At 39.4% G+C, this 25601-nt stretch carries 23 protein-coding genes; 22 read left to right on the top strand and 1 reads right to left on the bottom strand.

Annotated elements, in window-relative coordinates; translation table 11 throughout:
• The first annotated feature begins 66 nt into the window (after positions 1-66).
• From QPK24_RS12935 to QPK24_RS12895, 9 genes are all read left to right on the top strand, one after another.
• Positions 67-192: a hypothetical protein gene (locus tag QPK24_RS12935; RefSeq protein ID WP_285741643.1), complete on the top strand. Its 126-nt coding sequence runs from the start codon at positions 67-69 to the stop codon at positions 190-192.
• A gap of 24 nt (positions 193-216) precedes the next feature.
• A complete protein-coding gene (locus tag QPK24_RS12930; RefSeq protein WP_285741641.1) occupies positions 217-996 on the top strand; it encodes a MerR family transcriptional regulator in 780 nt (259 codons plus the stop codon).
• Positions 993-1649, top strand: a complete 657-nt coding sequence (locus QPK24_RS12925) for a GAP family protein (protein WP_285741639.1) — start codon at positions 993-995, stop codon at positions 1647-1649. Before QPK24_RS12930 ends, QPK24_RS12925 begins: the two co-directional genes overlap by 4 nt.
• A 129-nt stretch (positions 1650-1778) precedes the next feature.
• Positions 1779-2066: a hypothetical protein gene (locus QPK24_RS12920; protein WP_285741637.1), complete on the top strand. Its 288-nt coding sequence runs from the start codon at positions 1779-1781 to the stop codon at positions 2064-2066.
• Between the two features lie 59 nt (positions 2067-2125).
• Positions 2126-2692, top strand: a complete 567-nt coding sequence (locus QPK24_RS12915) for a hypothetical protein (protein ID WP_285741635.1) — start codon at positions 2126-2128, stop codon at positions 2690-2692.
• A gap of 278 nt (positions 2693-2970) precedes the next feature.
• Positions 2971-4113, top strand: coding sequence for a copper amine oxidase N-terminal domain-containing protein (locus tag QPK24_RS12910; protein WP_285741633.1), 1143 nt, complete (start codon positions 2971-2973; stop codon positions 4111-4113).
• 133 nt (positions 4114-4246) lie between these two features.
• Positions 4247-4414, top strand: a complete 168-nt coding sequence (locus QPK24_RS12905; protein ID WP_285741631.1) for an N-acetylmuramoyl-L-alanine amidase family protein — start codon at positions 4247-4249, stop codon at positions 4412-4414.
• Between the two features lie 168 nt (positions 4415-4582).
• Entirely contained in the window at positions 4583-5209 is a 627-nt protein-coding gene (locus QPK24_RS12900; RefSeq protein ID WP_285741628.1) for a copper amine oxidase N-terminal domain-containing protein, read from the top strand.
• A 35-nt stretch (positions 5210-5244) separates the two neighbouring features.
• Positions 5245-6150, top strand: coding sequence for a type II CAAX endopeptidase family protein (locus QPK24_RS12895; RefSeq protein ID WP_285741626.1), 906 nt, complete (start codon positions 5245-5247; stop codon positions 6148-6150).
• Positions 6151-6450: 300 nt separating this feature from the next.
• Here the strand turns inward: QPK24_RS12895 and QPK24_RS12890 are convergent, their stop codons facing one another.
• Positions 6451-8133, bottom strand: a complete 1683-nt coding sequence (locus QPK24_RS12890) for a DUF2339 domain-containing protein (protein ID WP_285741624.1) — start codon at positions 8131-8133, stop codon at positions 6451-6453.
• Between the two features lie 164 nt (positions 8134-8297).
• Here QPK24_RS12890 and QPK24_RS12885 point away from each other — a divergent pair, with 164 nt between their 5' ends.
• The 13 genes from QPK24_RS12885 to QPK24_RS12825 all read left to right on the top strand — a co-directional run bounded on the left by QPK24_RS12885 (position 8298) and on the right by QPK24_RS12825 (position 25579).
• Positions 8298-9290 carry an NAD-dependent epimerase/dehydratase family protein gene (locus QPK24_RS12885; RefSeq protein WP_285741622.1) on the top strand — a complete coding sequence of 331 codons (993 nt, stop codon included), beginning with the start codon at positions 8298-8300 and terminating at the stop codon, positions 9288-9290.
• A gap of 226 nt (positions 9291-9516) precedes the next feature.
• On the top strand, positions 9517-11118 hold the full coding sequence (locus QPK24_RS12880) for an alkaline phosphatase family protein (RefSeq protein ID WP_320416892.1): 1602 nt from the start codon (positions 9517-9519) through the stop codon (positions 11116-11118).
• A 99-nt stretch (positions 11119-11217) separates the two neighbouring features.
• Positions 11218-12669, top strand: a complete 1452-nt coding sequence (locus QPK24_RS12875) for an aminotransferase-like domain-containing protein (protein ID WP_285741620.1) — start codon at positions 11218-11220, stop codon at positions 12667-12669.
• Between the two features lie 16 nt (positions 12670-12685).
• Entirely contained in the window at positions 12686-13624 is a 939-nt protein-coding gene (locus tag QPK24_RS12870) for a D-alanine--D-alanine ligase (RefSeq protein ID WP_285749296.1), read from the top strand.
• Positions 13618-14781: an aminotransferase class I/II-fold pyridoxal phosphate-dependent enzyme gene (locus QPK24_RS12865; protein ID WP_285741618.1), complete on the top strand. Its 1164-nt coding sequence runs from the start codon at positions 13618-13620 to the stop codon at positions 14779-14781. Before QPK24_RS12870 ends, QPK24_RS12865 begins: the two co-directional genes overlap by 7 nt.
• A 115-nt stretch (positions 14782-14896) precedes the next feature.
• Positions 14897-15229: a DUF3221 domain-containing protein gene (locus tag QPK24_RS12860; protein WP_285741616.1), complete on the top strand. Its 333-nt coding sequence runs from the start codon at positions 14897-14899 to the stop codon at positions 15227-15229.
• Positions 15230-15444: 215 nt separating this feature from the next.
• Positions 15445-17019: a S8 family serine peptidase gene (locus QPK24_RS12855; protein ID WP_285741614.1), complete on the top strand. Its 1575-nt coding sequence runs from the start codon at positions 15445-15447 to the stop codon at positions 17017-17019.
• 48 nt (positions 17020-17067) lie between these two features.
• Entirely contained in the window at positions 17068-17922 is an 855-nt protein-coding gene (locus QPK24_RS12850; protein WP_285741612.1) for a P-loop NTPase family protein, read from the top strand.
• A gap of 210 nt (positions 17923-18132) precedes the next feature.
• Positions 18133-19005, top strand: coding sequence for a YitT family protein (locus tag QPK24_RS12845; protein WP_285741610.1), 873 nt, complete (start codon positions 18133-18135; stop codon positions 19003-19005).
• 193 nt (positions 19006-19198) lie between these two features.
• The gene (locus QPK24_RS12840; protein ID WP_285741607.1) at positions 19199-20158 is read left to right on the top strand and encodes an ATP-binding protein; all 960 of its coding nucleotides are present in this window, start codon (positions 19199-19201) and stop codon (positions 20156-20158) included.
• 22 nt (positions 20159-20180) lie between these two features.
• The gene (locus QPK24_RS12835) at positions 20181-21053 is read left to right on the top strand and encodes a tetratricopeptide repeat protein (protein ID WP_285741605.1); all 873 of its coding nucleotides are present in this window, start codon (positions 20181-20183) and stop codon (positions 21051-21053) included.
• A 156-nt stretch (positions 21054-21209) separates the two neighbouring features.
• Positions 21210-22295 carry a 5-methyltetrahydropteroyltriglutamate--homocysteine S-methyltransferase gene (locus tag QPK24_RS12830; RefSeq protein ID WP_285741603.1) on the top strand — a complete coding sequence of 362 codons (1086 nt, stop codon included), beginning with the start codon at positions 21210-21212 and terminating at the stop codon, positions 22293-22295.
• Positions 22296-22528: 233 nt separating this feature from the next.
• A complete protein-coding gene (locus QPK24_RS12825; RefSeq protein ID WP_285741601.1) occupies positions 22529-25579 on the top strand; it encodes a DEAD/DEAH box helicase in 3051 nt (1016 codons plus the stop codon).
• The last annotated feature ends 22 nt before the right edge of the window (positions 25580-25601 follow it).

Genomic DNA, 25601 nt, shown 5'->3' with positions numbered 1-25601 from the left:
GCACTATTGATAATCCTTGAATAGAAACGCTTAATAAAAGGGGATGGGAACATAAAGAAAGAAGACTTGATTATATATGGATGCGTAATTATCGGTGCAGGAATTGGTATTTATATTGATCACCCGCTGTCAGCGGTATGTATCGGTCTTGGAGCAGGTTATCTAATTAATTTCATGATGAGTAGGAAGTAATCTGAAATTTGGAGGCATGAGAAATTGATACATATAAAAAACTTAGCAGAGCAAACAAAAATTACAGTGAGAACGCTGCGTTACTATGAACAAATTGGACTATTGGTATCTTCCTCAAAAACGGAAGGCGGACATCGGCTATATACAGAGGAAGATTTACAAAAGCTTCAGCAAATTCAATTTTATAAAAACATGGGGTATCGACTTTCAGATATTAAAGAGATGTTAACTGACCCTGAGTGGAATTGGAGTGATGGGTTAGCCAATCAGTTAACATTTATTTTGGAAGAGCAATCAAGGTTAAATGAAATGGAGCAAACCTTACGTGCGTTAGTAAGTGGCATTGCCGTCGAAGAAGGGAATCAGGAAAAAGCAATGCAACATCTGATTAAGTTATCTTTGCAGGATAAAAGAGGACTTGATCAATATAGAAAATCGACATTTACGGATGCTGAACTGGGTCTATGGGCTAAACTGCCGAAAATGAGTGTGGGTAATCCTGAGTCTATGGAATGGATAGCCCTTGTTGGCCTATTAACAAAATACTATACGTGTAAGGAACCGTTATCATCACCTTGTGTGCAAAATGTTATTCGGAGAATGCTGGAGAAACAAGAAGAGGAGTATGGAGGTCAAGACGCCTTTATCGATAAGTTATGGGAAATGCGAAAAAATCCATCAGCGTCTGAACAACTGGGGTTATACCCTATTAAAATGGAAGTCCTTGAATATATGGACCAGGCTTACGGAATTTTTATATCTAGCGTTGAACAAACAAGTAACGAGGAGGGAGGGTGCACATGAACACTGAACTGTTACTCATGATCGGTGGATTATCCCTACTCGATACCCTTAGTCCAGCCACATTGGGGATCACTGTATATTTACTTCTAACTGAAAAGAAAAAAGTAGGCTTAAAATTAATGGTATATTTATTTACAGTCATTGGATTTTATTTTAGCGCAGGTGTGGCAATCAAGTTAGGATTTGGATTTCTTTTCGAAGTGTTCTCTACGTTCTTACAGAATCGTGTGGTCAGCTGGATGCTATTTATTGTAGGTGGGATTTTGTTTATTTGGAGTTTTTATGTTCCGAAAAAAAAGAAATCTACCTATACAAGTCCAATAACCAAAACGAATTCAACAATGATTGCTCTAGGTGTTACCACATCACTGGTAGAAGTGGGGACAGCTCTTCCTTATTTCACTGCCATTGCTCTAATGACTAATTCAGGTTTGGTATGGTATGAGTGGCTCCCATTACTGTTCGCTTATAATGTAGTCATGGTACTCCCGCCATTCATTTTGTACATGTTATATATGTTATTAGGTTCAATAATGCAGAAGCCTTTAAAATTCATCCAAAATCAGGTGTCGAAGAGTACAAGCTCACTCGCTTCGTGGATCATGTGTATTGTTGGGTTGTTATTAATGCTTTATAGTGTGGATTATTTATAACTAGAAAATGATAACGGAGTTTATTATTAGAGAATTATTGTTAAAGAAAGAAACATTCATTGGACCCGTGGTGTTTAGATATTGATTCATTTATTAAAAGAAAAAATCAAGTAGAATAGAGGGATTTTTATGGTTGGATGGAATGAATCTCAAGACCTTGAAACGTCAAAATATGAAGAACAAAGCACAGATCCAAGTCTCTATAGTGTACTCATTCACTTTACTCCACAAGCACCGTTTATCTATCTTATTGAAAATGATGTATTTGAAGTAAACGCGGGAGTTGCTTTCATAGATTCTGATTTGCAAATCGCAGGTGCTTTTGTTTGTCAAAATGGATTGAAAACGATAGAAGAAGTCGATGATTTTTTAAGTGATTATCAATTAATCAACCCGATTCGGATCGACTACTGCTAATAGGCATTTATACAAGGAGAATTATCGGTAACCCAGACAATGATATGGAGTTGAAATAAATGGGGATTCTTAAATTTATTATGATGTCAGTGGTTCTTTCTACTGGGTGCTTAGATAAAAGACAAATAGAAACAGAATCAAATGTAACTTTTTTGGATGTAAATAATGAGGAACAGATACTGGATAATCAAGAAGCAATAACTTACCTTATCCAAAAGGAATTTAACGAGAATGAGGTAGATTCCTCAGATTTTAAAGAGGGTGTATCGTTCGATTTGAATGAATACGTACAGGATTTTTTCTCTAAAGACATTGCAGATAAAATCCAAGGGAATTTGAAAGCCATCGTAGATAATGACGAAAAGATTTTTGTGAAAAATATGTTGGATGATTCTTACGTAGAATCGAATTTAGCTTGGCTCAAAACTTATCAAGCAGAAGGTATGCAGTATGATTTTCAAGAGGTAAATGAAATTAAATATCTAGAAGAGCAGAATCGCATACAAGTGGTTGTATCATTTCTGCGCAAGGAGGAAAATAAGATTCAAAGAGGAATTTTGGATTATTCATTGCTGTATGATCAGGATAGCAATGAATGGTTAATAGCAACGATGGATGGAAATTAGGAGAGCTATAATTGATATATTGCACTTAACACAAAAGAATACACGTTTTTGTGTTTTTTTATAGGACATTTATAGTGTACTAGTTACTATAATAACATAATTGACTGCAGATCGATCTGCACATCATTCCATACTCTCACACCTTTTGTAAAAAAATACATATTAAAATGAAACATTATGAACTTACAGAACGTTAAGTGTTTATAAATAAAAGAAAAAAAAGTCTATTTTATTCAATTACATTAAAAGTTCAGTTACTTATTTCTGGAGGGAAAAGCATGAATAAAACAAAACTAATAACGACTTTACTTTTAACTGTATCTATTTCTGCAGCTTCTCCTATGGTCTTTGCTGCAACAACTACTCAACCAAAGTTAGCTATAAATAATAATGAAATCACTCTTAAACAACCTATTGAAATTCGAAAAGGAGTATCTTATTTACCTTTAAGAAGTTTGACGGAGCAAATGAATTTTAAAGTGTTGTACAACAACACACAAAAAGAAATAGAAATTTTACAGCCTAATTTAAAAGTTACATTTGTAATGGGAATGAAGGAAGCTGAGGTAAATGGAAAGAAAGTGAAAATGAGTGAGGCGCCTTTTACACAAAAAGGAATAACCTATATCCCTCTTCGTTTTGTCTCTGAAGTAATGAATGCCAATATAAAATGGGATCAAGACTCTAAAAAAATTACAATAACGGATAATAAGAGTTTGAAGTTATTCGTTGATGGTGGAAATTCGATGTGGCACTCTACAGTAAATGGGCAGATCTGGCTTTATAAAAAAGGAAAGATTATTGAGTTAGCTAAATCGGATATAAAAGAATTTGTAAATCCTAAGATCACATTGAAAAGAGTAAATGACAGTTCATATATTTTAGACATTGACGATGAACATGCGTCTCATTTCACTTTTTTTCGTAATAAACAGCAGTTTTTAGTAAGCAGTGAGATGGTAACAAAACAAACTAGCCAATCTTATCAGGGGACATACAATTCTTCTGAGTTTGAAATAGATGGTTCCAATAATATAAATTATCTTTCCGATGGAAAAATGATTTATATCATTGGATCAGATGGGAAAGTTTCAGATGAATACGATGTAGAGGATATAACCGGACAAGAAGGACCATTTATCATAGAGTATTTTAGAGATGATCTTTTATTTGTTAGATCCTATAAAACACTTCAACTTACCCTTGTAGATTTAGAAAAGAAAACTAGTGATTTACTGTATAAAAGTTTACTAAGTAAAGAAGAACAAAAGTATTGGGATGAAACGTTAGGAGACACTTTTGATAATTTGTATAGAACTTCTTTGCTCAAGTTAACTAAATATAATGGAAAAACGTTCGATTTTAGCTATTTGAGTACTGTTAACGGGGAGAAGAAGACGATCTCTTATACTTCTAAATAACTCAGATTTCTAAAATAATGAATCAATTCAATCTGGTCAGTCAATGGAAACGATAAAAGTGCGAAAGGTAAAGAACTCGCAAGTGTGATTCATAAGAATTTAACCCAAAGCTCTAGGATTAAAAGACAGAGGTGTGAAAGAAGCAAATTATCATGTGTTAAGGGAAACGAATATGCCAGCCGCTCTTCTAGAGATCGGATTCTTATCCAATTATTCAGATGAAAAGCTGATGTTCACGGATTCTTTTCAAGATAAAGCAGCACAAGCCATCGTAAATGGAATCATCGAGTTTATGAAATAGATTAAGTCACCGCTAATAACTATAATCCGAAAACAGTCGCCGATATGGCGGCTTTTTATATGGGAACAACCTTCTATTACAGAATGGATATGAAAAAAAATAAATGTAACGATATCTAATCTGTAGCGTCATGTATTATGTTCGACTATTAACAGGAGGCTGAAAAAAATGAAAAGGAAGTTGTATATCACACTTGTTGTTGCTCTATGTTCTTTTACGAGTATCATTGGACTAGCTTTTGCCAAAGGCAACATTAAAATTGTAGTTAATAATCAGATCATTACATCAGACGCGGCACCTCAAATGGTTAATAATCGAGTTATGGTACCTATTAGTGTTATATCGAAGGCATTAGGGGCTAATGTAAACTGGGATCAAAAGAATCAAACAATCACCATTCATAACAACAATCGTTCTAATCAAAATGATATTTGGAAACAGGAACTTGAACTTAGCAGCAGTAATTGGGCGGGTGTTAGAAACCTTATTGGAACGTATATGATTGGTTTTGACGAAAGAGATGATATGCTGATTAAATCTGTTACGGTTGAAGGTTTTGATATGATACCTATAGGCGGAATGTACCCGGCGATTATCGACTATACCATTGTTGATGCACAAGATCAGAAGAATTTCTTAAAAGTAAGAGTAAAAGTTATCCTATTTGAAGATGAGCTTAAAGGACAGATGTGGGATTTTGTGATTGCCAAGGGTAAGATAGAATCTATGAGAATGGTACAGCATTTTGACGTGGATCAATATACTGTTTTTCCTGGCCTGACGTATACAGATTAATCACAATACGGCTAAGATGATAAGGGATGTGGCACATGACCAATAGACTGACAATGAAGAATGCAGGATGGATTTTTTTTGTATCCTATGTCACTGGCATCATACTGTCTGGATGGATGCGTTCGAATGGAAGCCCGCATCACGATAATCTATTCTTATTTCTGGGCTATGTGGCGGTCGGACAAATTATACTAAATGTGTTACCCGCTGTAATCTGGTGCCGGTACCGGCATATATCCCTTCGTACCGTATTCAGGCTACATAAAGTTTCTCTTAAAAATATCTTACTCTCTTTAGTGATTTATGCACTCAGTCAAATCATATTGCTATTTTTTCACCAGATTACGGAAGTGGTATCCGTCTTGCTTGGAGCATCCTATAAAACATCACAATATCCAGTTGCGGAATCACTCTTTTCCTTGTGTATTCTTCTGCTGAGTATCGGGATAATCCCGCCTATATGTGAGGAACTGTTATTTCGGGGAGTTCTCATTACCGGGTATGCAAGACATGGAATATGGTTTTCCGCTGTGATGAGCTCGTTTCTATTTGCCTTGTTCCATGACAATCCTTACCGGCTGATCGAATTATTCGGGGCGGCTCTTGTTTCCTCTTTATTGGTAATTAAATCAGGCTCTATTATTCCAGGCATGATTGTTCATTTAATAACAAACTCGGCTTATGTAGTCAGCTCATACCTTCAGAGCGGAGATATGCTTGAAAATATTTCTACTCCTGGAGGTCCTGGTGCAGCAATCATATGGATAACAGGCGCTGCTTCTATTGTCGCTTTTATGATCTGCTGGCGGCTGTTTACACGATTTGACCCGTCTGAAGGAATGATAGAACAGAAGAAGAATGGATCTTCCCCGCTCCGTTACTTTGGTTGGAGTCTTCCTATCGTGTTGTCCATAGCTGTGTTTATTATTAAAGTTAACTGAATCAATTTCATAATTCCTTTAGTTGCTTTAATCAGGGGTATATATAGATCAAAATGGTTTTGTTTGTCTATATATAGTTACAAATTCATCATTTTAATGAGTTATGAAATTGATTTAACTATCTATCATTTATGGATTTGAGTAAAAATAAATCCTGTTTTCCCGTAAGCGTTAAGGGAAACTCCTAATTAAAAAGCAACTCTCCAATAATAAAATGTACTCTAATAAGATGACTTTTTCAAAGTGTCTATCTTAAAGAGTACATTTAAAAATGGAGAGCCTTTTTTATGATGTTCCATCTTATTCTTTCTTATAAAAGAATCGAGAAAGCAAGATGCCAATACCTCCGAGTCCGATAAATAGGACAGCTTTTATGATCATCGAAACCGTTGGAAGATCGAAGAAGATGACTTTGATTAAAGTTAAAAATAGGAGAGCAATCCCTGCAAGTCGAACTTGTTTGATTTTTTTCTTGAGACCGTAAGCTATTACGGAGATGGCGTAGCCCACCCAAGTAGATGATATAATCAAATGTTGAGCATTTTCACTTACATTTTGTGTCAGTACAGAAGTGACATCGGTTATAAAGATAAGGAAAAGTACGCCGAGTCCGTAGTAAAGAACTCTAATCCATTCTTTCGTTTGCGTTTGATTTTCTGTAGGGTATTGTCTCAATAAAACGATAATGCCTGCTAAGCTAAGCAGAATCACAATCCATATAAAAGTATTAACGGATGCAATGGAATCCATGCCGTCTAATAAGATGATACACCCTGCGAGAATCCCTACTACATAAATGAGAAGACCGTTTATTTTTTGGAACAATGATTGAATAATGAAACCCAGAGCAAGAGCGACAAAACCTTCGATAATGAAAAGACCGATAACCCATTTATTCTCGGCCACTTCCATCAATAAGAAAAGTAAAGAGTAAGATGATATGGTAAGCATATAAGGCAGTGTATCTTTTAAACCTTTTCTCCAGGTGTATGCTGAAACCCCGCTGTATAGCAGTGTGAAGGATAACAAGATAAGAATAATGTCTGACTCCAAAATTAATCTGGACCAAACAGCGGTTAAGACAAAGCTTGATATCAATATACGAAGCTCATGATTTATCATTCCTTTTCTAAGCAAGATGGAGGCTAAAAGAATGAGGTGCTGGACCATTACACCATAGACAATCCATCTGTCATTTGAGATCGTACCCACCATACTAAAAATGAGAAAAGCAGGGTGTATCAAAATAAATGAGGTATAAAGTAAGGTAACAAAACGGTGCCTGATCGCAAAGATCATGGCGCTGATGTAGAGCAGTACTTCGTAACATACAAAGAAAGGTGTAGATGGGTTGTTATCGACCAGAAAGGGTGTCAAGATTCCCGAAATAATGGCGAGTACGCCTAATGTCTGTGATTTGTAGCGGTATGAGAACAAAAGTCCCAGTGCTGTCCAAAGTACGTTGAGAACAAAAGCGATAGGGGCATTCATAAAGTCATATAAATAATGCGCTGCGAATGTGGTAAGCATAAAGATTCCTATGGAACCCGCCAAAAGTACTTGTGATAACAAGAAGCGCTGATGTTTGTGTTGTCTCATACCGAGATAAAAGAAAAGCGCACCCGCGAGAAAACCAATCAAGCATCGCATTTCCTCCGTAATATAACCACCATCCACTGCTGCTTTGAAACCCCAAATTAATCCGATTAAAAAGACAAATAAGAATATTCGAGGAAGCCAAACCCTAGCAATGAGGTGCTCCCAATCGGTCTCTTTTTTCCTGATGTTCTCTTGAGGCGTTTTCTTTCTCGTTACATCGTAGGTTGTACCGGAGGGGACAGGCCCCTCAATCCATGTTTTGGACGGTGGTTCTGTATCCGTAGTAACTTTCGTTGATATTTTATACTGTTTTAATTCTTGTACTTCTTTCTCAAGTTCCATGATTCGTTGTTCTAAAAGATTTAAACGTTCATCATGACTCACGAACAAGATCCTCCCTCATCCAATTTTTGGTTTCTTTTTAATGTAGCATTCCTTTACATGATATTGGAAGTAATTTTTCTTATGTCTGTTAAAATGGGTAAAGAACAGAAGGGAGGATTATGGTGAATTACTTGTCTTACCAAAATGCATAGGAGATGAACTTCATGAAAAAGGTATTTGTATTAGGCGGAACTGGATTTCTAGGTTATTTTACGATTAAAGAATTAGAAAGAAGAGGATATAATGTGTCGACTATATCGCGGCATCCCATGCCAACAGAGGATCTTTTGCCTGGAGAAGTCGAGCACACTGTAGGGGATATCAATAACATGTCAGATGATGAGATTCGTGAGATGCTAGAAGGCGTATATGGATTTGTATACGCTGCTGGAGCAGATGAACGGACATTACCTGAAGCACCAGCAATCAAGTTTTTTTATGAAGCCAATGTACTTCCTACTCAGCGTCTTGCTAGATTAGCGAAACAAGCAGGCGTGAAAAAGTTTGTCATCCTTAGCTCGTATTTTGCGCATTTTGCAGAAGAGTGGACCGATATTCCTTTGAAACAAAATGCTTATCCTCGTTCTCGATTGCTTCAAGAAGAATTAGCTTGTCTTGAAGGTGAAGGCGGAATGGATGTGATGAGCATTCGTTTGCCTTATATTTTCGGTGTGATGCCAGGACGCATGCCGCTATGGTCCATGTTTGTCAATCGAGTGAAAGATCAGAAGATTGTTCCCGTACTTGGCGGTGGTACAGCAATGGTTACTGCGCAGCAAGTAGCAGAAGCTACGATTGGAGCGATGGAGTATGGCGAACATGGCGGAAAATATGCGATTTGCGGCATGAATATGAAGCATAGCGAGTTTTATCAAATGGTAGTGGATGCACTGGGACAGGAAGACAGTACGGTCAAGGTTGTGCCACTAGATCAAATGAAACCAATGATGGAGCAGATTGATGCTAACAATGCAAAGGCAGGTAAAGAACAGGGAGTACTCAATAGTATGATGGCAGAGATCCAAAACCGAGACGCTTATCTTGACCCCGCTGAAACCATGTCTCTTCTTACATATCATGATTATGATATCCGCTCATCTATCAGGGAGACGCTCCAAAAATGTGTTCAAGAAGGGGCGAAAGCTGATTTTCATTAATCAATTAATCCAGTGTTACAGGTATTATCTATATAAATTTGATGAGGCAGCCGAACTATGTTCGGTTGTTTTTTCTATGCGAATAAGCAGGCTTTGCTACATTCATTATTTACCAAATGAACACATACATGATCATGGCTAAAATGAGAGACACTTTGCACAAGGCAAATCTACCCTATTCTGGAGATTTGTTATCAAAGTTTTAGGTAGAGAGGAAGGACTTCGCTTGAGGAAAATCACGATTTGGTCTTTGCTCATTATGTTTATATTGACCTCTGGGTGCCAAAAGGAAGAAGCAAAACCTGATGAACAAGATGTAGTACAAGTGAAATCAGTAAAGAGAGAAGACGCTAAGAAAGTGATTTTCTTTATGGTCGATTCTTTAATGTCTCAAGCCATTGATGACGGAATTAAGCAAGATAAACTGCCTGCTTTCCAGTATCTAACGGAACATGGGATGTACTATAAGGACATGGTTAGTTCGTTTCCCACTATGTCGGTAACGATCGATAGTTCTCTAATTACAGGAACGTACCCAAACCGTCATCATGTGCCAGGTCTTATATGGTATTCGGCGGATAAGAAAAAGATAATTAATTATGGTACAGGGCCGATGGAGATCTGGAAACAGGGAGGTAATGAGGTATTACAGGATGCGTTAATCAACTTAAATGGGAATCATTTAAATCCACAAACACCTACGATATACGAAGATTTGGCTAAGCATGGTTTAAAATCGGGTTCTATTAATGGCCTCATCTACCGAGGGGCGGCGAATCATAGGTTGACGATGCCAGATTGGCTTACAGGCATTACCTCGTTACCCAAAGAAGTGCAAGTAAAGGGTCCCGATTTTTTTGCCTTAGGTTCTCTTGCAAATCCACTAGAGAATGTAAAAGAGTTGCCAGACGGCTTAACGAAGCGACTAGGTCTAAGCAACGAGTATTCCATGGAAGCCGTAAAGTATTTGATTAAGGAGAACAAATTACCTGATTTCTTATTCGTTTATCTACCAGATCTCGATCAGAAATTACATAAGAAAGGACCACAAGAACGAAGCGGTGTGGAAGAACTTGATAAGCAGCTAGGTTCTTTGTTACAACAATTTGGTTCACCGCAGGAAGCATTAAGAAAAAATATTTTTATTATTGCAGGTGACAGCGGAATGACTTCCCTTTATTCTGCTCAGAACAACTCGGTTATTGATTTACCTTCTCTACTTAAAGATTACAGTGTACTAAAACAAGGTGAATCCGTTACGGACGAAACGGACATTGTACTTGCTGTAAATGAAGCGATGGCTTATGTTTACAACCTTAACAAAGAAAATTCACTAAGAGATGTTGCTCAGGCATTAACCACCGATCCCCGTATCGATCTCGTATCTTGGAAAGAGAAGGAATGGATTCATGTCTTGCAAGGAGAAACAAATAAAGAAGTGAAGTATACATCAAATGGAAGTATGGTCGATCGCTATCAGCAAAAATGGACGGTCGAACAAGATTTAGATGTGCTTGATTTAAAATTAAATACAAATGTAAATACAAAGAATCAAACATTGTCATATGGAAAATACCCCGACGTACTGCAGCGTTTATCAGGCGCATTACATTCACATTCAGGAGAGTTTTTAGTCGTTACGGCTAAACCGGGATATGAACTTGCTGACAGAAGTTCACCAACACATGAAGGCGGAGGAGGCCACGGTTCGCTTCATGAAAAAGAATCACTTGTTCCTCTTATCATATGCGGTACGAATGAGAAACCGCAATATTTACGGATAGTTGATGTAAAACCATATCTACTGAAACTTTTAACAAAAGACTGAGGTAAACACCTAAGAACCACGACTGGATAAAAAATCCGGGATCGTGGTTCTTTTTTTACCTTGCTTAGTGTGCCATGATAGCTATGGGGGCGATGGTAAATGTTTAAGGATTTCAAGCTCATTGCCGGACGACCGGTATATATACAAATTAAAGACTATATGAAGCACTTAATTATAAAAGGCGCACTGCAAAGCGGACAAAAACTCCCGTCCACACGTGAAATGGGTGTACTGCTGAAGGTTAGCCGCAACTCGGTCATCGCCGCTTACGAGGGACTCGGCGACGATGGGTTTATCTACGCGGTTAAAGGGCAGGGGAATTACGTAGCCTCATCAGCACCGGGTACGATGAAGGTCTCGTCTCGAATGATGGATTGGAAGAAGCATATGAACGACAATGCCATCTTGGCAGAAGAACTGGATATTATGAAACGCGGGATTCGTGCGGAGAAGGGGACGATCTCTTTTACGAGTATTGCTCCTGATGAAGGGCTGTTTGACCTAGACAATGTAAAGCGGGCTTTTATGGACCGAATGGCCGTAGAAGGTAATGTTCTCTTGAACTACGGATACGCCAAAGGTTACAAGCCGCTTATTGATTATTTGCACCAATACATGGAGCACAAGGGCGTGGATATGAAGGGCAAGGACATCCTGATTACCAATGGTTTTACGGAAGGTTTTAATATCGTGCTCTCCGCATTAAACCAGAAGAGTGGCCAGGTGCTGACCGAGAATCCGACGCATCATACGGCGATCAAGAATCTGAAACTGAAAGGATTCGGAATCAGAGGAATTTCTATGGAACGAGATGGCATTCACTTGGGAGATTTGGAGAAAGCGCTCAGTGAAGGGGAATATGATTGTGCTTACTTTGTACCTTCGTACCATAATCCGACAGGGATTGTTATGTCTCCCGAGAAAAGACAGGGTCTCATGAAGCTAATGGCGGGATATGATATTCCGGTCATCGAGGATGGTTTTAACGAAGAACTTCGTTACTCGGGATCCCATGTATCGCCGCTGATTGCAACGGCCGGTGCAGGCAATAGTGTGATTTATCTTGGCAGCTTTTCTAAAGTCTTGTTCCCGGGTCTTCGGGTAGGATGGGTGCTCGCAGATGAGGAACTAATCTATTACCTGGAGAGCATCAAGCGGGCGCAGACGATTCATACATCAACCTTGGATCAATCGATACTCTATCAATATTTATACAACGGTAATCTAGATAAATATTTGAAAAAAGCGAAAGCGGAATATAAACGGAAATATGAGCTGACGCTTGCATGTTGCAAACAGCATGTTCCTTACCAAGAATTAACCGGAGACGGCGGACTGCATTTGTTTGTGAAATTTGCGGATGGATTTAACACGAGAGAACTGCTTGAGGCGTGTCGTGCGCAAGGTGTTATTTTTACGGCAGGAGAGATGTTCTATACCGATGGCGGGGGACAGCATACCATGCGGCTTGGGTTCTCTAGGGTGACGGATGAGGATATCTGCAAGGGAATCGAGATTATTGGCAGGGAAGCACACAAATTAATGGGATGAAGGAATGATAATCATGTTGAAGGTTGGCGTAATTATGGGAGGTATTTCTTCCGAAATGGAGGTATCTCTGAACACGGGCAGAGAGATGATGAATCATCTGGACCGTAATAAATATGAGGTGATCCCTGTGGTATTCAGTAAGCCTGCAGAACTTGTGGAGAAGGTAAAGGGACTCGACATTGCTCTACTAGCTCTACACGGGGCTTACGGTGAAGACGGGACAATACAGGGGATGCTAGAAACACTAGGTATCCCTTATACAGGAAGCGGAGTACTGGCGAGCAGTCTGTGCATGGATAAGGATCTGTCCAAAAAAATCCTCTGCTATGAAGGAGTGAATACACCAGGCTGGCTGTGTTGGGACAGTATGGAAGATTATTCGCCAGAAGCTGTTCAGCAGCTGGGATACCCAGTGATGGTGAAGCCAAATACAGGCGGTTCCAGCATAGGGATGGAAAAAGTGAACGACGAACAGGATCTGCATAGCGCGGTAATGAGGGCTTTTGCAAGTGATCCCAATCAGTCGATCTTGATTGAACGATATATTACAGGTCAGGAGATTACTTGCTCCATTCTAAATGGAGAATTTCTGCCCGTGGTAGGAATCACATCATCGTCTTCGGAATGGTTCGATTACCGTGCTAAGTATAACGATGGCGGAGCGGAAGAGGTGGTGGTAAACCTGCCTCATGAATTAGATCAGTTGGTTCGTAAGACGGCAATGACCTGTTACAAAGCATTAAAGTGCAGTGTATATGCCCGGGTCGATATCCTGTTGACGGATGGTGCTGCTTATGTACTTGAGATAAATACGCTGCCTGGAATGACAAAGACGAGTCTTTTTCCCAAAAGTGCTGCCGCAGCTGGAATATCTTTCAGCTCATTACTCGACCGGATTATCAGCTGTTCTCTGACGAAAGCGCAGCAAGAACAAAGGGGTGACAGTTCATGTTAAGTCATTGGATTACCCCAAAAGTTAGAAACATCCCGCCTTCTGGAATACGTGCTTTCTTCGAACTTAGCAGCGGCAATCAGGACGTCATTTCACTTGGAGTAGGTGAACCGGATTTTGTTACTCCAGAGCATATTAGGAAAGCATGCATAGAGGCATTAAACCAGGGAGCTACGAGTTATACATCCAACGCAGGTCTGCCCGAACTTAGAGAGGAAATTGCCAGCTATCTTCAGAAAAACTTCCACCTTCGCTACGATCCTGCCAGCGATGTGCTTGTCACGGTAGGCAGCAGCGAAGCACTAGACCTTGCACTGCGAGCATTTACCGCTCCGGGCGATGAAATTCTTCTTCCTTCACCCAGTTATATCGCTTATTCACCGATTGTATCTTTGAACGGTGGTACCGTGGTAGAGATAGAAACGAGGGCGGAAGAGGGATTTAAGTTAACTGCGGAGTCATTGCGACAGGCGATTACTCCGCGATCCAAGCTGCTGATGCTGAATTATCCGAATAACCCGACGGGAGCGATCATGACGGTAGAGGATTGGCAACCGATTGCCGATATCGTGAAGGAGAATAATCTGCTCGTCATCTCAGATGAAGTCTATGCTGAACTTACGTATGACTCGAAGCATGTCAGCATTGCTTCGCTGCCAGGAATGCAGGATAGAACGATTGTACTCAGCGGTTTTTCTAAAGCATTCGCAATGACGGGCTGGAGAATTGGCTATGCCTGCGGTCACCGTGATCTGCTGGCAGCCATGCTGAAGATCCATCAATATACGGCGATGTGTGCCCCAGTGCTAGGGCAGATCGCTGCACTCGAATCCCTGCGCCATGGTCTTGAGTCCGTGAATGAGATGAGAGAAGCGTACCGGAAGCGACGTGAACTTGTGGTGACCGGATTTCGGTCGATTGGAATCCCCTGTCATGTACCGGAAGGAGCGTTTTATGCCTTTCCAAGTATCGCTCACACAGGGCTTGACTCGGAGACGTTTGCCCATCAGTTACTGAAGGAATCGGGTGTTGCTACCGTTCCCGGTCATGTGTTTGGCTCAGGGGGAGAAGGTCATATCCGCTGTTCTTACTCGGTATCCACGGACAAATTAACACAGGCGCTTGAGCGGATGGGTCGTTTTATGAAGGTGAAAATATAACCACAGGAATAGAGAATTGAAAAAACAACCAATTGAATACTATTTGAATTTAATGGAACTAAGTGATCATGCTCTGCGTCCATCTTCATATAACGAAATCTTATGGAGGCTGAGTATGAAAGCTTTATTAAGTTTCTTGTCTATTACATTACTAATGTCATTCCTATTGATTGGTTGTGTTCCTGAAATAAAGAATGGTAACAAAAGCGATATGAGGATAGAGGGAGTTCAAGAAGCAGATACAAAAGAAGATTTTCAAGCAATTGTAGTAAATAAGGATGAAACATCAGTAACGGTGTCCACAAAGGGTCAAAAATATATCCTTGTGACTAGGGAAATAGACTACGCCGCAGAAGCTGGTGACAAAGTAAAGGTCTGGACTACAGGACAATATGAGGAGAGCAATCCGATTCAAGGGGAAGCTATAAAAATAGAAATAATCAATTAACGAATAGATAATGGAGTCTTCTTGTTACTTGTTATTAAATAAATAATTACTTCTTGCTCATTCAATTACAGCGTCAGCCATGGACCTTCTTTCGGTCCATGGCTGACGCTGTTTTTTTATTAAAGGACGGAAAATCATCAAAATAATCAACAATAAAAGGAAAACAGGTGCGTTAGCTGAATAAGTTAAGTATCTCATGATAAGGAGCTGAAGACATGGAGTGGCCATCCGTTAGAGAATTCCTAGGTATTCCAGCACATCTTACAGGAAAAGACATCGCCATTGCTGTAATTGATGGGCACTTCCCGCCTCATCCGGATATAACGACAAATGACCGGCGATATACTTATCTTGTGAAAACCGTATCGACCGATGTCAAACCTCTAATATTCCATGCAGAAAAAGAACCATGGAGAAATTCTCATGGACTTATGACTGCAGCAGCTGCAGCAGGTTCTGGATCACTTTCATCGGGATATTATTCAGGTGCCGCACCAGAAGCTGATCTATACTTACTTGAGACCGGAGCATTTACTACAGTGGAGGAAACGGAATCAAAATTTGTCATGGCTTTACGCTGGCTATTAAAGAATTGGCGAAGATATAATATCCGCGCGGTCGTTTTAACGGTAGCTTATACGATAGATACAGGACTATTACCTTGGCAGGTCGATCCGATAAAAGTTCATTGCGAACAATTGGCTAAAGAAGGACTTCTTATTATTGTCGCTTCGGGTAATACAAAAGAATTGACATGCAGCGGACCCGCTTCTTCTCCGTCTGTACTATCGATTGGAGGGGTCATCGTTCCTCAACATCTACATGAGATGAGTCCTTATCACGGTTGTCAGGGTATCACTTTTGAAGGGAAAAGAATTCCTGAACTCTTGGCTCCTGCTGAAAATATCATTCTTCCATCGCCCTTTAAGTCCGCTGAGGAATTTGAGAAACACTATACTGCTAAATTCGATAACTTACCAGACGGCTACGCTAGAACCGAAGGAACTTCTTATGCTGCACCCATTATCCTTGGCTGTGCTGCATGTATCTGGCAAGCAAATCCAGAGTGGACAGCAAGTCAGGTGAAAACAGCTATGGTGAGTACGGCAGAATACAAAGCTGAATGGTATGAAGCTGAAGCCGGGCTAGTTCACGTCAAGGCAGCAGCTATGTATCCAGTCCAGTCATTAACACATACCTATAACCCTCAGAAATTGGACGACTCCACTGCTGCCCGGAGGGAGAGGGACATGATCTCGAATATTCTTTCTTCCTATAACGAAACGAATTCTAGAGTATCGACAGACAAGTTGAAGAGTCTCATGATCCATTCAGTGTCTCCTAAGGTTCGTGCTGCTGCCCTATTAGCAGCCTCCTCTGAAATTACCTATATAGAATTAAAAGACCTGCTGAGAGAGTCAAGCAGTCATATTAAAATGGCCGTATTGTATACCTTGCATCATAGAAAAGATTTATGGAATGATTCGATCCATTATGTGATTGATCTATGTAAGGATGAGGATCTCAACATTCAGTACTGTGCTATCAAACTTGCCTCAACAATAGGCGATTCTATCTTCTTAAAGCCACTCATTAACGGTTTGCTAGAAGATGCAGTGCAGCTGAGAGTATCCATTTTTGGAGCCAGATGCGACGCGCTTCAGCTTTTAACAGGTATTACCTATGAACTAGAACCAGAATTCCAAGATGGACAATGCTGGTATTCGGAACGAAGCACGGAATCTCGGGTAAATATGGCTTTAAAATGGCAACAGTACATTGAAAAATGAGAAATAAAGATGGATGGAAATCTGGAATGGAATTGGAGGAACTGTATCATGACACCAAAATTAATTCTAGTTGAAGGATTACCGGGTTTCGGAAAATCAACAACGGCTCAACTCATTCATGAAATCCTTACAGAGCATAACATAAGGTCTCAATTGTTCTTAGAAGGGAATTTGGATCATCCAGCAGACTATGATGGAGTCGCTTATTTTAAGCAGCATACATACGATGAACTACTAAGAGCTCATGAAGAGTTCAGAAGTGTATTAAATAATCATACTACGATCCAAGATGATAATTATTTTATAGAATATCGTAAAATGGTCAATGAATATGGGTCCCGAATTCCAAATGAATTAGTGCAGGAAATTTTTAAAAACGATATCTATGAATTGTCGCTGAATCAAAATAGGAAACTGATCACCGCAAGATGGAGGCAGTTTGCTGAGCGTAGTTTGGAGGAACCAGACATCTATATTTTTGAATGTTGTTTTATACAGAACCCTGTAACGATGGGAATGATTAAATATGGTGCTAAGAAAGAAGAAATTATCAGTTATGTTATAGAACTTGAGGCTATTGTAGAGAAGTTAAATCCACTGTTAATTTACGTAGAACAAAGCGATCTTGATCATTCTTTTCGAAAAGCGATAAAGGAGAGGCCTAAAGAATGGTCGGAGGGGTTTATTGAATACTACACAAACCAGGGATATGGAAAACAGCAGGGTTACAAAGGATTAGAAGGAACGATTCAGGTTCTTAAGGCAAGAAGAGAATGGGAAGAAGAAATAGTTAACCGTCTGAATATAGCAAAGAAAAAAGTCGATAACACGGCTTATAATAGGAACGATTATAAACCGTGTTTAGAGGGTATTCTTTCAGAATGGAATAGCTTGATAAAATGAAAGAGGTAGCCGGTCAAAGTGATCGGTTGCCTCTTTTTTATCTTTACCCCGCCAAAAATGTATGTTTACTCGGAGGATAGAAAGAATGAATAGAAGCTTAACATCTGTGTTAGAAGAACTCCTTTTCATACATATGACAACTAATTTGCCAAAGTAGTGAAAATTATTATAGACTGTTTCCTAGCAGATCTTGTCCAAGGAGGAAAAGTAATGATTCAAAGGAAACAACAAAAGCTAAATACACCCAAAATAGTCTCTAAAGTATTACTGATCATGATTGGGGCGATCATAGCTGCGTATGGTTTAGAAGCAGTACTAATACCTAACAATGTCTCCGACGGTGGGGTAACCGGACTAAGTATCGTGGGTTCCCAGCTGTTTGGATTACCGCTAGGGGTGTTAATTGGAATCATTAACATTCCTTTTGTGTGGCTCGGATATAAACAAATAGGTAAAAGCTTTGCTGTGTATTCGGTGATCGGTATTGCGACGCTTGCAATAAGCACTAGTCTTATGCACCATGTACCAACGATTATTGAAGGCGACACCTTGCTAATTACTGTCGTTGGCGGGATTATCCTCGGGTTTGGTATGGGTTTAGCTTTGCGTAATGGCGGAGCACTCGACGGAATCGATATGCTGGCTGTACTATTATCCAGAAAACTGCCTTTCGGTACGAGTGACCTAATCTTATTCTTAAACATGTTTGTCTTTATTGTTGTTTCTACTGTCTTCGGTTTACAAGGCGCCATATTATCCGCTCTTGCCTACTTTATTGCTTCTAAGGTCATTCACATTGTTGAGGAAGGTCTTAGCGGCTCTAAAACGTTCAAAATTATTACTAAACATCCGGAAATCATGGTAGAGACCATTCGTGACCGATTAGGTCGTGGAGCAACTTATACAGAAGCATACGGCGGTTACTCTAATGAGCAATTCAAAGAAATTACTTGTGTAATTAACCGTATGGAAGAAAGCAAAATAAAAGAAATCATTCATGAAATTGATCCGAATGCCTTTGTTGTCGTTTACGATGTAGCAGAAGTGAAGGGCGGAAGTTTCAAAAAGCAAAATATTCATTAATATTAAAATTGACGCGTTGGCAGAGAAGAGCATTTCTCACCAGCGCGTTTTTTGTGAGGTGATATTTTCGAATTTATCATTATTATGCTCAACAAATCAGCAAGAGTAATTTTTTGCTTTTTTGACTAGCAATCTCCCTAAATTATGGAAATATGGTAGACTAAATAAAAAATGCCAGGGGGAGAGAACGGATATGTCGGATCATGATGAAATAGCAGAGCAAAGACGCAAAAATTTAAAGCTGATTCATTTCAGCAAAGAGGATCAATCACTTGTTGAGTCGGAGAAACCAAAGGAGACGTTTGCTGACGTCGGTGGCCTCGAAGAAGTGAAGAAAAAAATCAGAATGAATTTCATCTTACCGCTGCAACAGCCGGAAGTGTTTGCTGCATACGGTAAACAAGCGGGAGGAAGTCTTCTTTTATTCGGTCCTCCTGGATGCGGCAAAACGTTCTTGGCGCGGGCGGTGGCAGGTGAGATCGAGGCTAACTTTTTGCATATTGAGCTTCAGTCCATTCTGTCCATGTATGCTGGCCAGAGCGAACATAATTTACACGATATATTCGAAAAAGCACGAAAAAGCAAACCATGTGTTATTTTCATTGACGAAATCGATGCACTTGGGGGAAGTCGTCATCAAATGCGCCAGCATCATGATCGCATGCTCGTTAACCAATTATTGTTGGAACTAGATGGTCTGCAAGCAGAGAACGATAACGTATTTGTCATTGGCGCAACCAATACACCTTGGTACCTTGATTCCGCTCTGAGACGTCCGGGCCGATTTAACCATCTTGTTTTTGTACCGCCACCTGAAGAGAATGAGCGTCAAACGATATTAGAATTGAAGCTTTCCGGTATGCCGCTGGGCTTGCTGAACCTGAACAAAATTGCCGCAGAGACAAAGCATTATTCCGGAGCTGATTTGGAGCAGTTAGTCAAGGATGCGGTGGAGTCTGCGATGGAGCGCACTTTTGAGAAGGGGGAGATCCAGCCCATTACTCAGGACGATCTAAAGAGATCCGCTAAAGGACGGAAGGCGACAACGCTGGACTGGTTTGCTACAGCAAAGAATTATGCGACCTTCAGTGATGTGAACCGTGATTATCAAATTGTGCTGGATTACATTAGTAAGCATGGTGTGAAGTCATAATCGTAACAGGGGGTCAGAGCTGGTGGAGAACGTACATGATAACGTCGCTTATACGAAGGCGCAGCAGCTTATCGAATGGAGGCGGTACAAAGAAGCACTAAAGGAAGCGGAACAGCTTCTAAGTGAAGAGCCGGAGAACCCGGATGTTTTTGCGTTGATCTCGCAAATTCACCTTTTAATGGATGAATATGATAAAGCACTGTACTGGTCCAATCAAGCACTTACCCGAGAGCCAGAACATGAACTAGCTTGGTTCGTGCGTGTTGGTATTTTCTACGATACGAATCAAGATCGGAAGTGCAAAGAAGCTATACAGGAAGCCCTGCGGATCGATCCCTACGAGCCTCATTATTATTTCTTGCAAGCGCATTTATATAACAAAGTAGACAGGCCAAACAATGCAAAAACGGCTCTTTCACAAGCGCTCGAACTGCGTCCGGAATCTCCGGTCTATTTGGCTTTGTTAAGCTATACAGAAGCATTACTCAAAAACTATGAGGATTCTGCAGGAGTCGAAAAACTCGCCCTGAAATATAATACGGAATTGCCTCAAGTCTTTTTGTACCTCGGCTGGGCGGCTGGCGAGCGCGGAGAGTATAAGCTAAAGGAAACTTATATGCGGAATGCAGTTCGTCTAAATCCAGACAGCAAGGTGTATCAGGAAGAATTTTTAGAGGCACTTCAACATAACGAAGTACTCTTTAAAGTGTTTTTATGGCCAGGGAAATTCGTGCGGAAAATGAAGACTTGGCAGATTTTGCTCACCTGGGTTGTGGCCGTACTGTTATTTAAGCCGCTGTTAATCCTGTTCCTTGTCTTATATGTACTCTCGCACTGGGTAACCAAAGCCATCGTGCATGTCAAAGTTTTTGGCTGGAGACGAAGAGGAATCTAACTTTATATTCAGGCAAGATCTAAACATGTAAAGAATCTATTACTGAAACCTCGTTATAGTTAAAAGTTATAACAAGTGATAGGTTTTAGGTATTACATGTTTTCTACTGTATTATGCTATCCTTTTTGTTACATCAAAATTCAAGGAGAGACATTTATGATACCATTTCATCATGACCATGTAGGCAGCTTACTTCGCCCTGCAAACCTAACACAAGCACGTGAACAATATAAATCCGGCATTATCTCCATGGAGCAATTAACAGCCGTAGAAAATGAAGAGATTATCCGTATTATTGATAAGCAAAAACAAAATGGTGTACTTGGCGTTACGGACGGTGAATTCCGCAGAAGCTGGTGGCACTTTGATTTTTTGGGCGGTCTTGATGGAGTAGAATATTATGAAAAAGAGACGGGGCTGCATTTTCATAAAATGGAGACTCGTAAGGAAGGCATCCGGATTACAGGTAAAGTGGATTTCTCATCCCATCCATTCATAGATCATTTCCGGTTTCTTCATGATCACGCGGGGGATGCAGTAGCGAAGCAAACCATTCCAAGTCCTAATATGCTAGTCTGCCGGGTTGATTATAATGAAGAGATTTATCCGAATCGAGAAACATTCCTCAAAGATACAATTACAGCTTATCAAAAGGCAATTCAAGCATTTTATGATGCGGGTTGCAGATACTTACAATTAGATGACACTGCTTGGGCAGATTTATTCTCAGAAGAAGGTCATAACAAACTGCGTGCCAAAGGCTTAGACCCAGCCGAGGAAATGAAGGTAATGCAGTACATGATTAATGAATCGATTGCTCATAAACCAGAAGATTTAGTGATCACGATGCACATTTGTCGCGGGAATTATAAATCTAACTTTTTCGCGAGCGGCGGTTATGATTATGCTTCCGAAACGATTTTTGGCGGCTTAGATGTAGACGGGTTGTTCCTTGAATTCGATGATGAGCGTTCAGGAAGTTTTGAACCTTTAAAATATGTGAATCGCAAAGATCTAAAAATTGTATTAGGACTGATCACATCTAAATCAGGTGAATTGGAAGATAAAGAGAAGATCAAAGCTCGTATAGCAGAAGCGGCAACCTATGTACCGCTTGAACAGCTATGTTTAAGTCCGCAATGTGGATTTTCATCTACGGAGGAAGGCAATCTTCTAAGTGAAGAACAACAATGGAGTAAACTTCGTTTTGTTAAAGAAATTGCAGATGAAGTCTGGAAGTAATTTAATTCATACATGTTAAGCTGTTCCTAGATTGAGATGGAGTTATTATATGTAATATATGTTAAATGTCTTGACTTAAGTGAAGGGAGCGAATTCGCTCCCTTTTTTATATGCTCCTTTGCTTTTATCCCTAAACTTATCCATGAATTTCATCATTCATTTCATCAAATTATAACTTATTTTTCCAAATTTTATTATAATATTATGTAACTGGAGACCAGAGGAGTGTAAAGATGGAAATTACCAAACGAGTATTAAAGACTTGGCACTTAGTCGAAGCGTTGGTCCCAAGTGAAGTGCCTGGTAAGGGAGAAACGGTGAATAAAAGTTATTTCACAGACAATAAAAATCGGAACCGCACACGGTTCATTAATCTTAGTGAAACTCCGTGGAAGAAGGACCTGGTAAAGAATCATGAATATCAGATTCAATTCCGCTATTATCTAGGTTGTTTTGAGCACCACAAGCTGGTCAGCTTTATACGGGAAGCTTTTATGAATCAGGATGAGATTGTAAATAAGGATCATAAAACATTGTTTAGTTTTTCTTTTTTGGTTGATGATCAAGGCAATTATATAAAAGAGTCCATATTTGTTCCATTTTTGATGTATGTAATACAGTTTCTAGCAAAAAATTCTGAGCTGAAATATGAGGATCTGTTAACTCCTTTTCAAAGTAAATTGAAATTATTCGAAGAACAAGCACAAACCATTTTTATGAATGGAGTAACTGAGGAAGCCATCCTCTTAATTCAACAAGAATTTGAGCAATTTTTCCATAGATTCGAGGATAATTCATTACAATATGTAGAGATTGAAGTGATGAAAGTTGGCCGAATTTCTAATCAAAAGAATTTTAACAGTTTCTATATAAGTGACTTGGAACTCATTATAAAGAAAGGAGAAAATGAAGCGCTTCGTCAGTTTGTAGAAGGAGTAGCTATTGAACACCGCTTAGATATAGATGAAAATCAGGAATATATCGAAGATATTTTACAGCCCATCCATTTACCCCATGGCCGGTGGCCATCTCCCGTAGAACATAGACTATCTTTAATGCAGCAAGTTGCTGTAAATCAAATTATTAATAGTAATCAAAAAATAAGTTCGGTGAATGGACCGCCTGGCACAGGAAAGACCACTTTATTTAAAGACATCTTTGCTGACATTGTAGTTCAAAGAGCTGAAAAAATAGCGCAATTGGAAACCCCGTCCCAAGCTTTTACAAAAGTAAAGTCAATTAATTTAAATGGTAGGTTTTATCCCATCTATTTATTGGATTCAAGTATTACGGAGTATTCTATGGTAGTGGCTTCAAGTAATAATGGAGCAGTTGAAAATATCTCTAAGGATCTACCTAAACGAAATGAAGTTATACGTTCTTCTTCGGATAAAAGTAAGTTCAATCATTATGAAGAGTCGTACGCTGTAGAGGCCGAGGATTTATCTATGTATAAAGTTGCGGCAATGGATTTGCTAGGCAGTAACGATGAGGCATGGGGATTATTTTCGGGAGCTCTTGGCAAATCAGATAATATATCAGCATATGCTTGGAGTTTGTTTAGGAAGAAAGAGGATGGAACCGATTTTCTACAACAGCTGGAACAAGACAGTAAACAGGTAGACACGAAGTCCTGGGAGAATGCTGTAAAAGAATTCGAAGATACGCTTAACTCAGTGAAGAATAAGAAGGAGAGTCTCCAGAAATTTCACGACGAATATAAGAGTATGAAATCTTCTATTGTCCTATTAAGAGAGTTAGAGGAACAATACCCTGAACTTAATCAACAACTAATGGATCTTGGGAGCGAGAAATTCCATTTAGAACAGCAAAAGCAGCTCACTGAACAACAAATTCAATCGTTGCCAAAGCTTTCTCTTTTACAAAGAGTCTTAGGTAAAAAGAATACGAAAAAAATAGAATTAGATAATGAACTCTACGATATAATTACTCGGTTAAAAGAAGAAGGAAACAAGTTTTATATAAAAAAGGCCGAGGTCGAAAAATCTAAAAAGAGGATAGAAGAACTCAAAGAAAGAGAATCTGCTTTTGCAAAACAGCTGGATGATTATAAAAAGCAGGGGTTAATATTACCGGATGAAGATTATTGGTCGAACACACAACAAGCATATGAATTTCGGCAATTAAATACGATTTGGCTGACAGATGAACTGAATTTCGAAAGAGGATTGCTGTTTTTAAAGGCTATGAAAATCCATAAAATGATGTTGGCCTTCAATTATAATGCCATTAAATCAACTTTACGCTTATTGATCAATCGTGCAAATCTAGATCTTAACAATGAGGAACATAGAGAATACTTGAAGAATATGTGGCAAACGGTTCATTTAATTACTCCTTTGGTAAGTACAACTTTTGCAAGTTTTAGTTCGATGTATAAGGGAATAGAAAAAGATTTTATCCATTATTTATTTATAGATGAGGCAGGACAAGCGAGTCCACAACAATCGGCGGGTGCAATATGGAGATCTAAAAATGTAGTAGTAGTTGGTGACCCAATTCAAATTGAGCCGGTCATCACCTTAGATCAAACCATTTTAGGGGATATCAAGAAATATTTTAATGTAAGTGAGAGATATATTGGAATGGGTTCCTCCGTTCAAACGATAGCAGATACAGCTAATCGATATGGACTGACGAGCAGTAATGGTCAGTGGATCGGCATACCCTTATGGGTGCATAGAAGATGCTTAAATCCTATGTTCACTGTTGCAAACGAAATAGCTTATGATAACAAAATGGTATTGGGTAAAGAGGGCCGGGGCAAAAGTATCTGGTATGACTGTAAAGGATCAGCTAATAATCGTCAATTCGTAGAAGAACAAGGTGAATTGGTGGCAGACCATATAATTACACTATGGAAGAAAAACGCGGGTCCTCCGAATGTATATATCATTTCTCCCTTTACGGCAGTTAAGGATGGTATTAAAAGAATTCTAAGAGTGAAATTAAAGAAATTAGGGATTTCTAAAGAAGTATTAAATGATTGGTTGAGGAATTCTGTAGGGACGGTCCATACCTTTCAAGGAAAAGAAGCAGATCTTGTTTATTTAGTAACGGGAACCGACGAGAACAGTGATGGAGCAGCAAACTGGTCATGTTCAAAGCCTAATCTATTAAATGTAGCTGTGACGCGCGCTAAAAAAGAGTTTTATGTAATTGGTGATTATCAGCGATTTTCTAAGAAACCTTATTATTCTTCTATTGTAGAAAACGTAGATGAAGTCAAAAGCGGTAGTGGTTTGGCGGTAAACGCTCAATAATGTATAAAGAGTATTTCTACAG

It is taken from the genome of Paenibacillus polygoni, from assembly GCF_030263935.1.
Lineage (GTDB): Bacteria > Bacillota > Bacilli > Paenibacillales > Paenibacillaceae > Paenibacillus > Paenibacillus polygoni.
The sequence above is the reverse complement of the archived record's forward strand: the minus strand, read 5'-3'. Positions and strand labels throughout refer to the sequence as shown.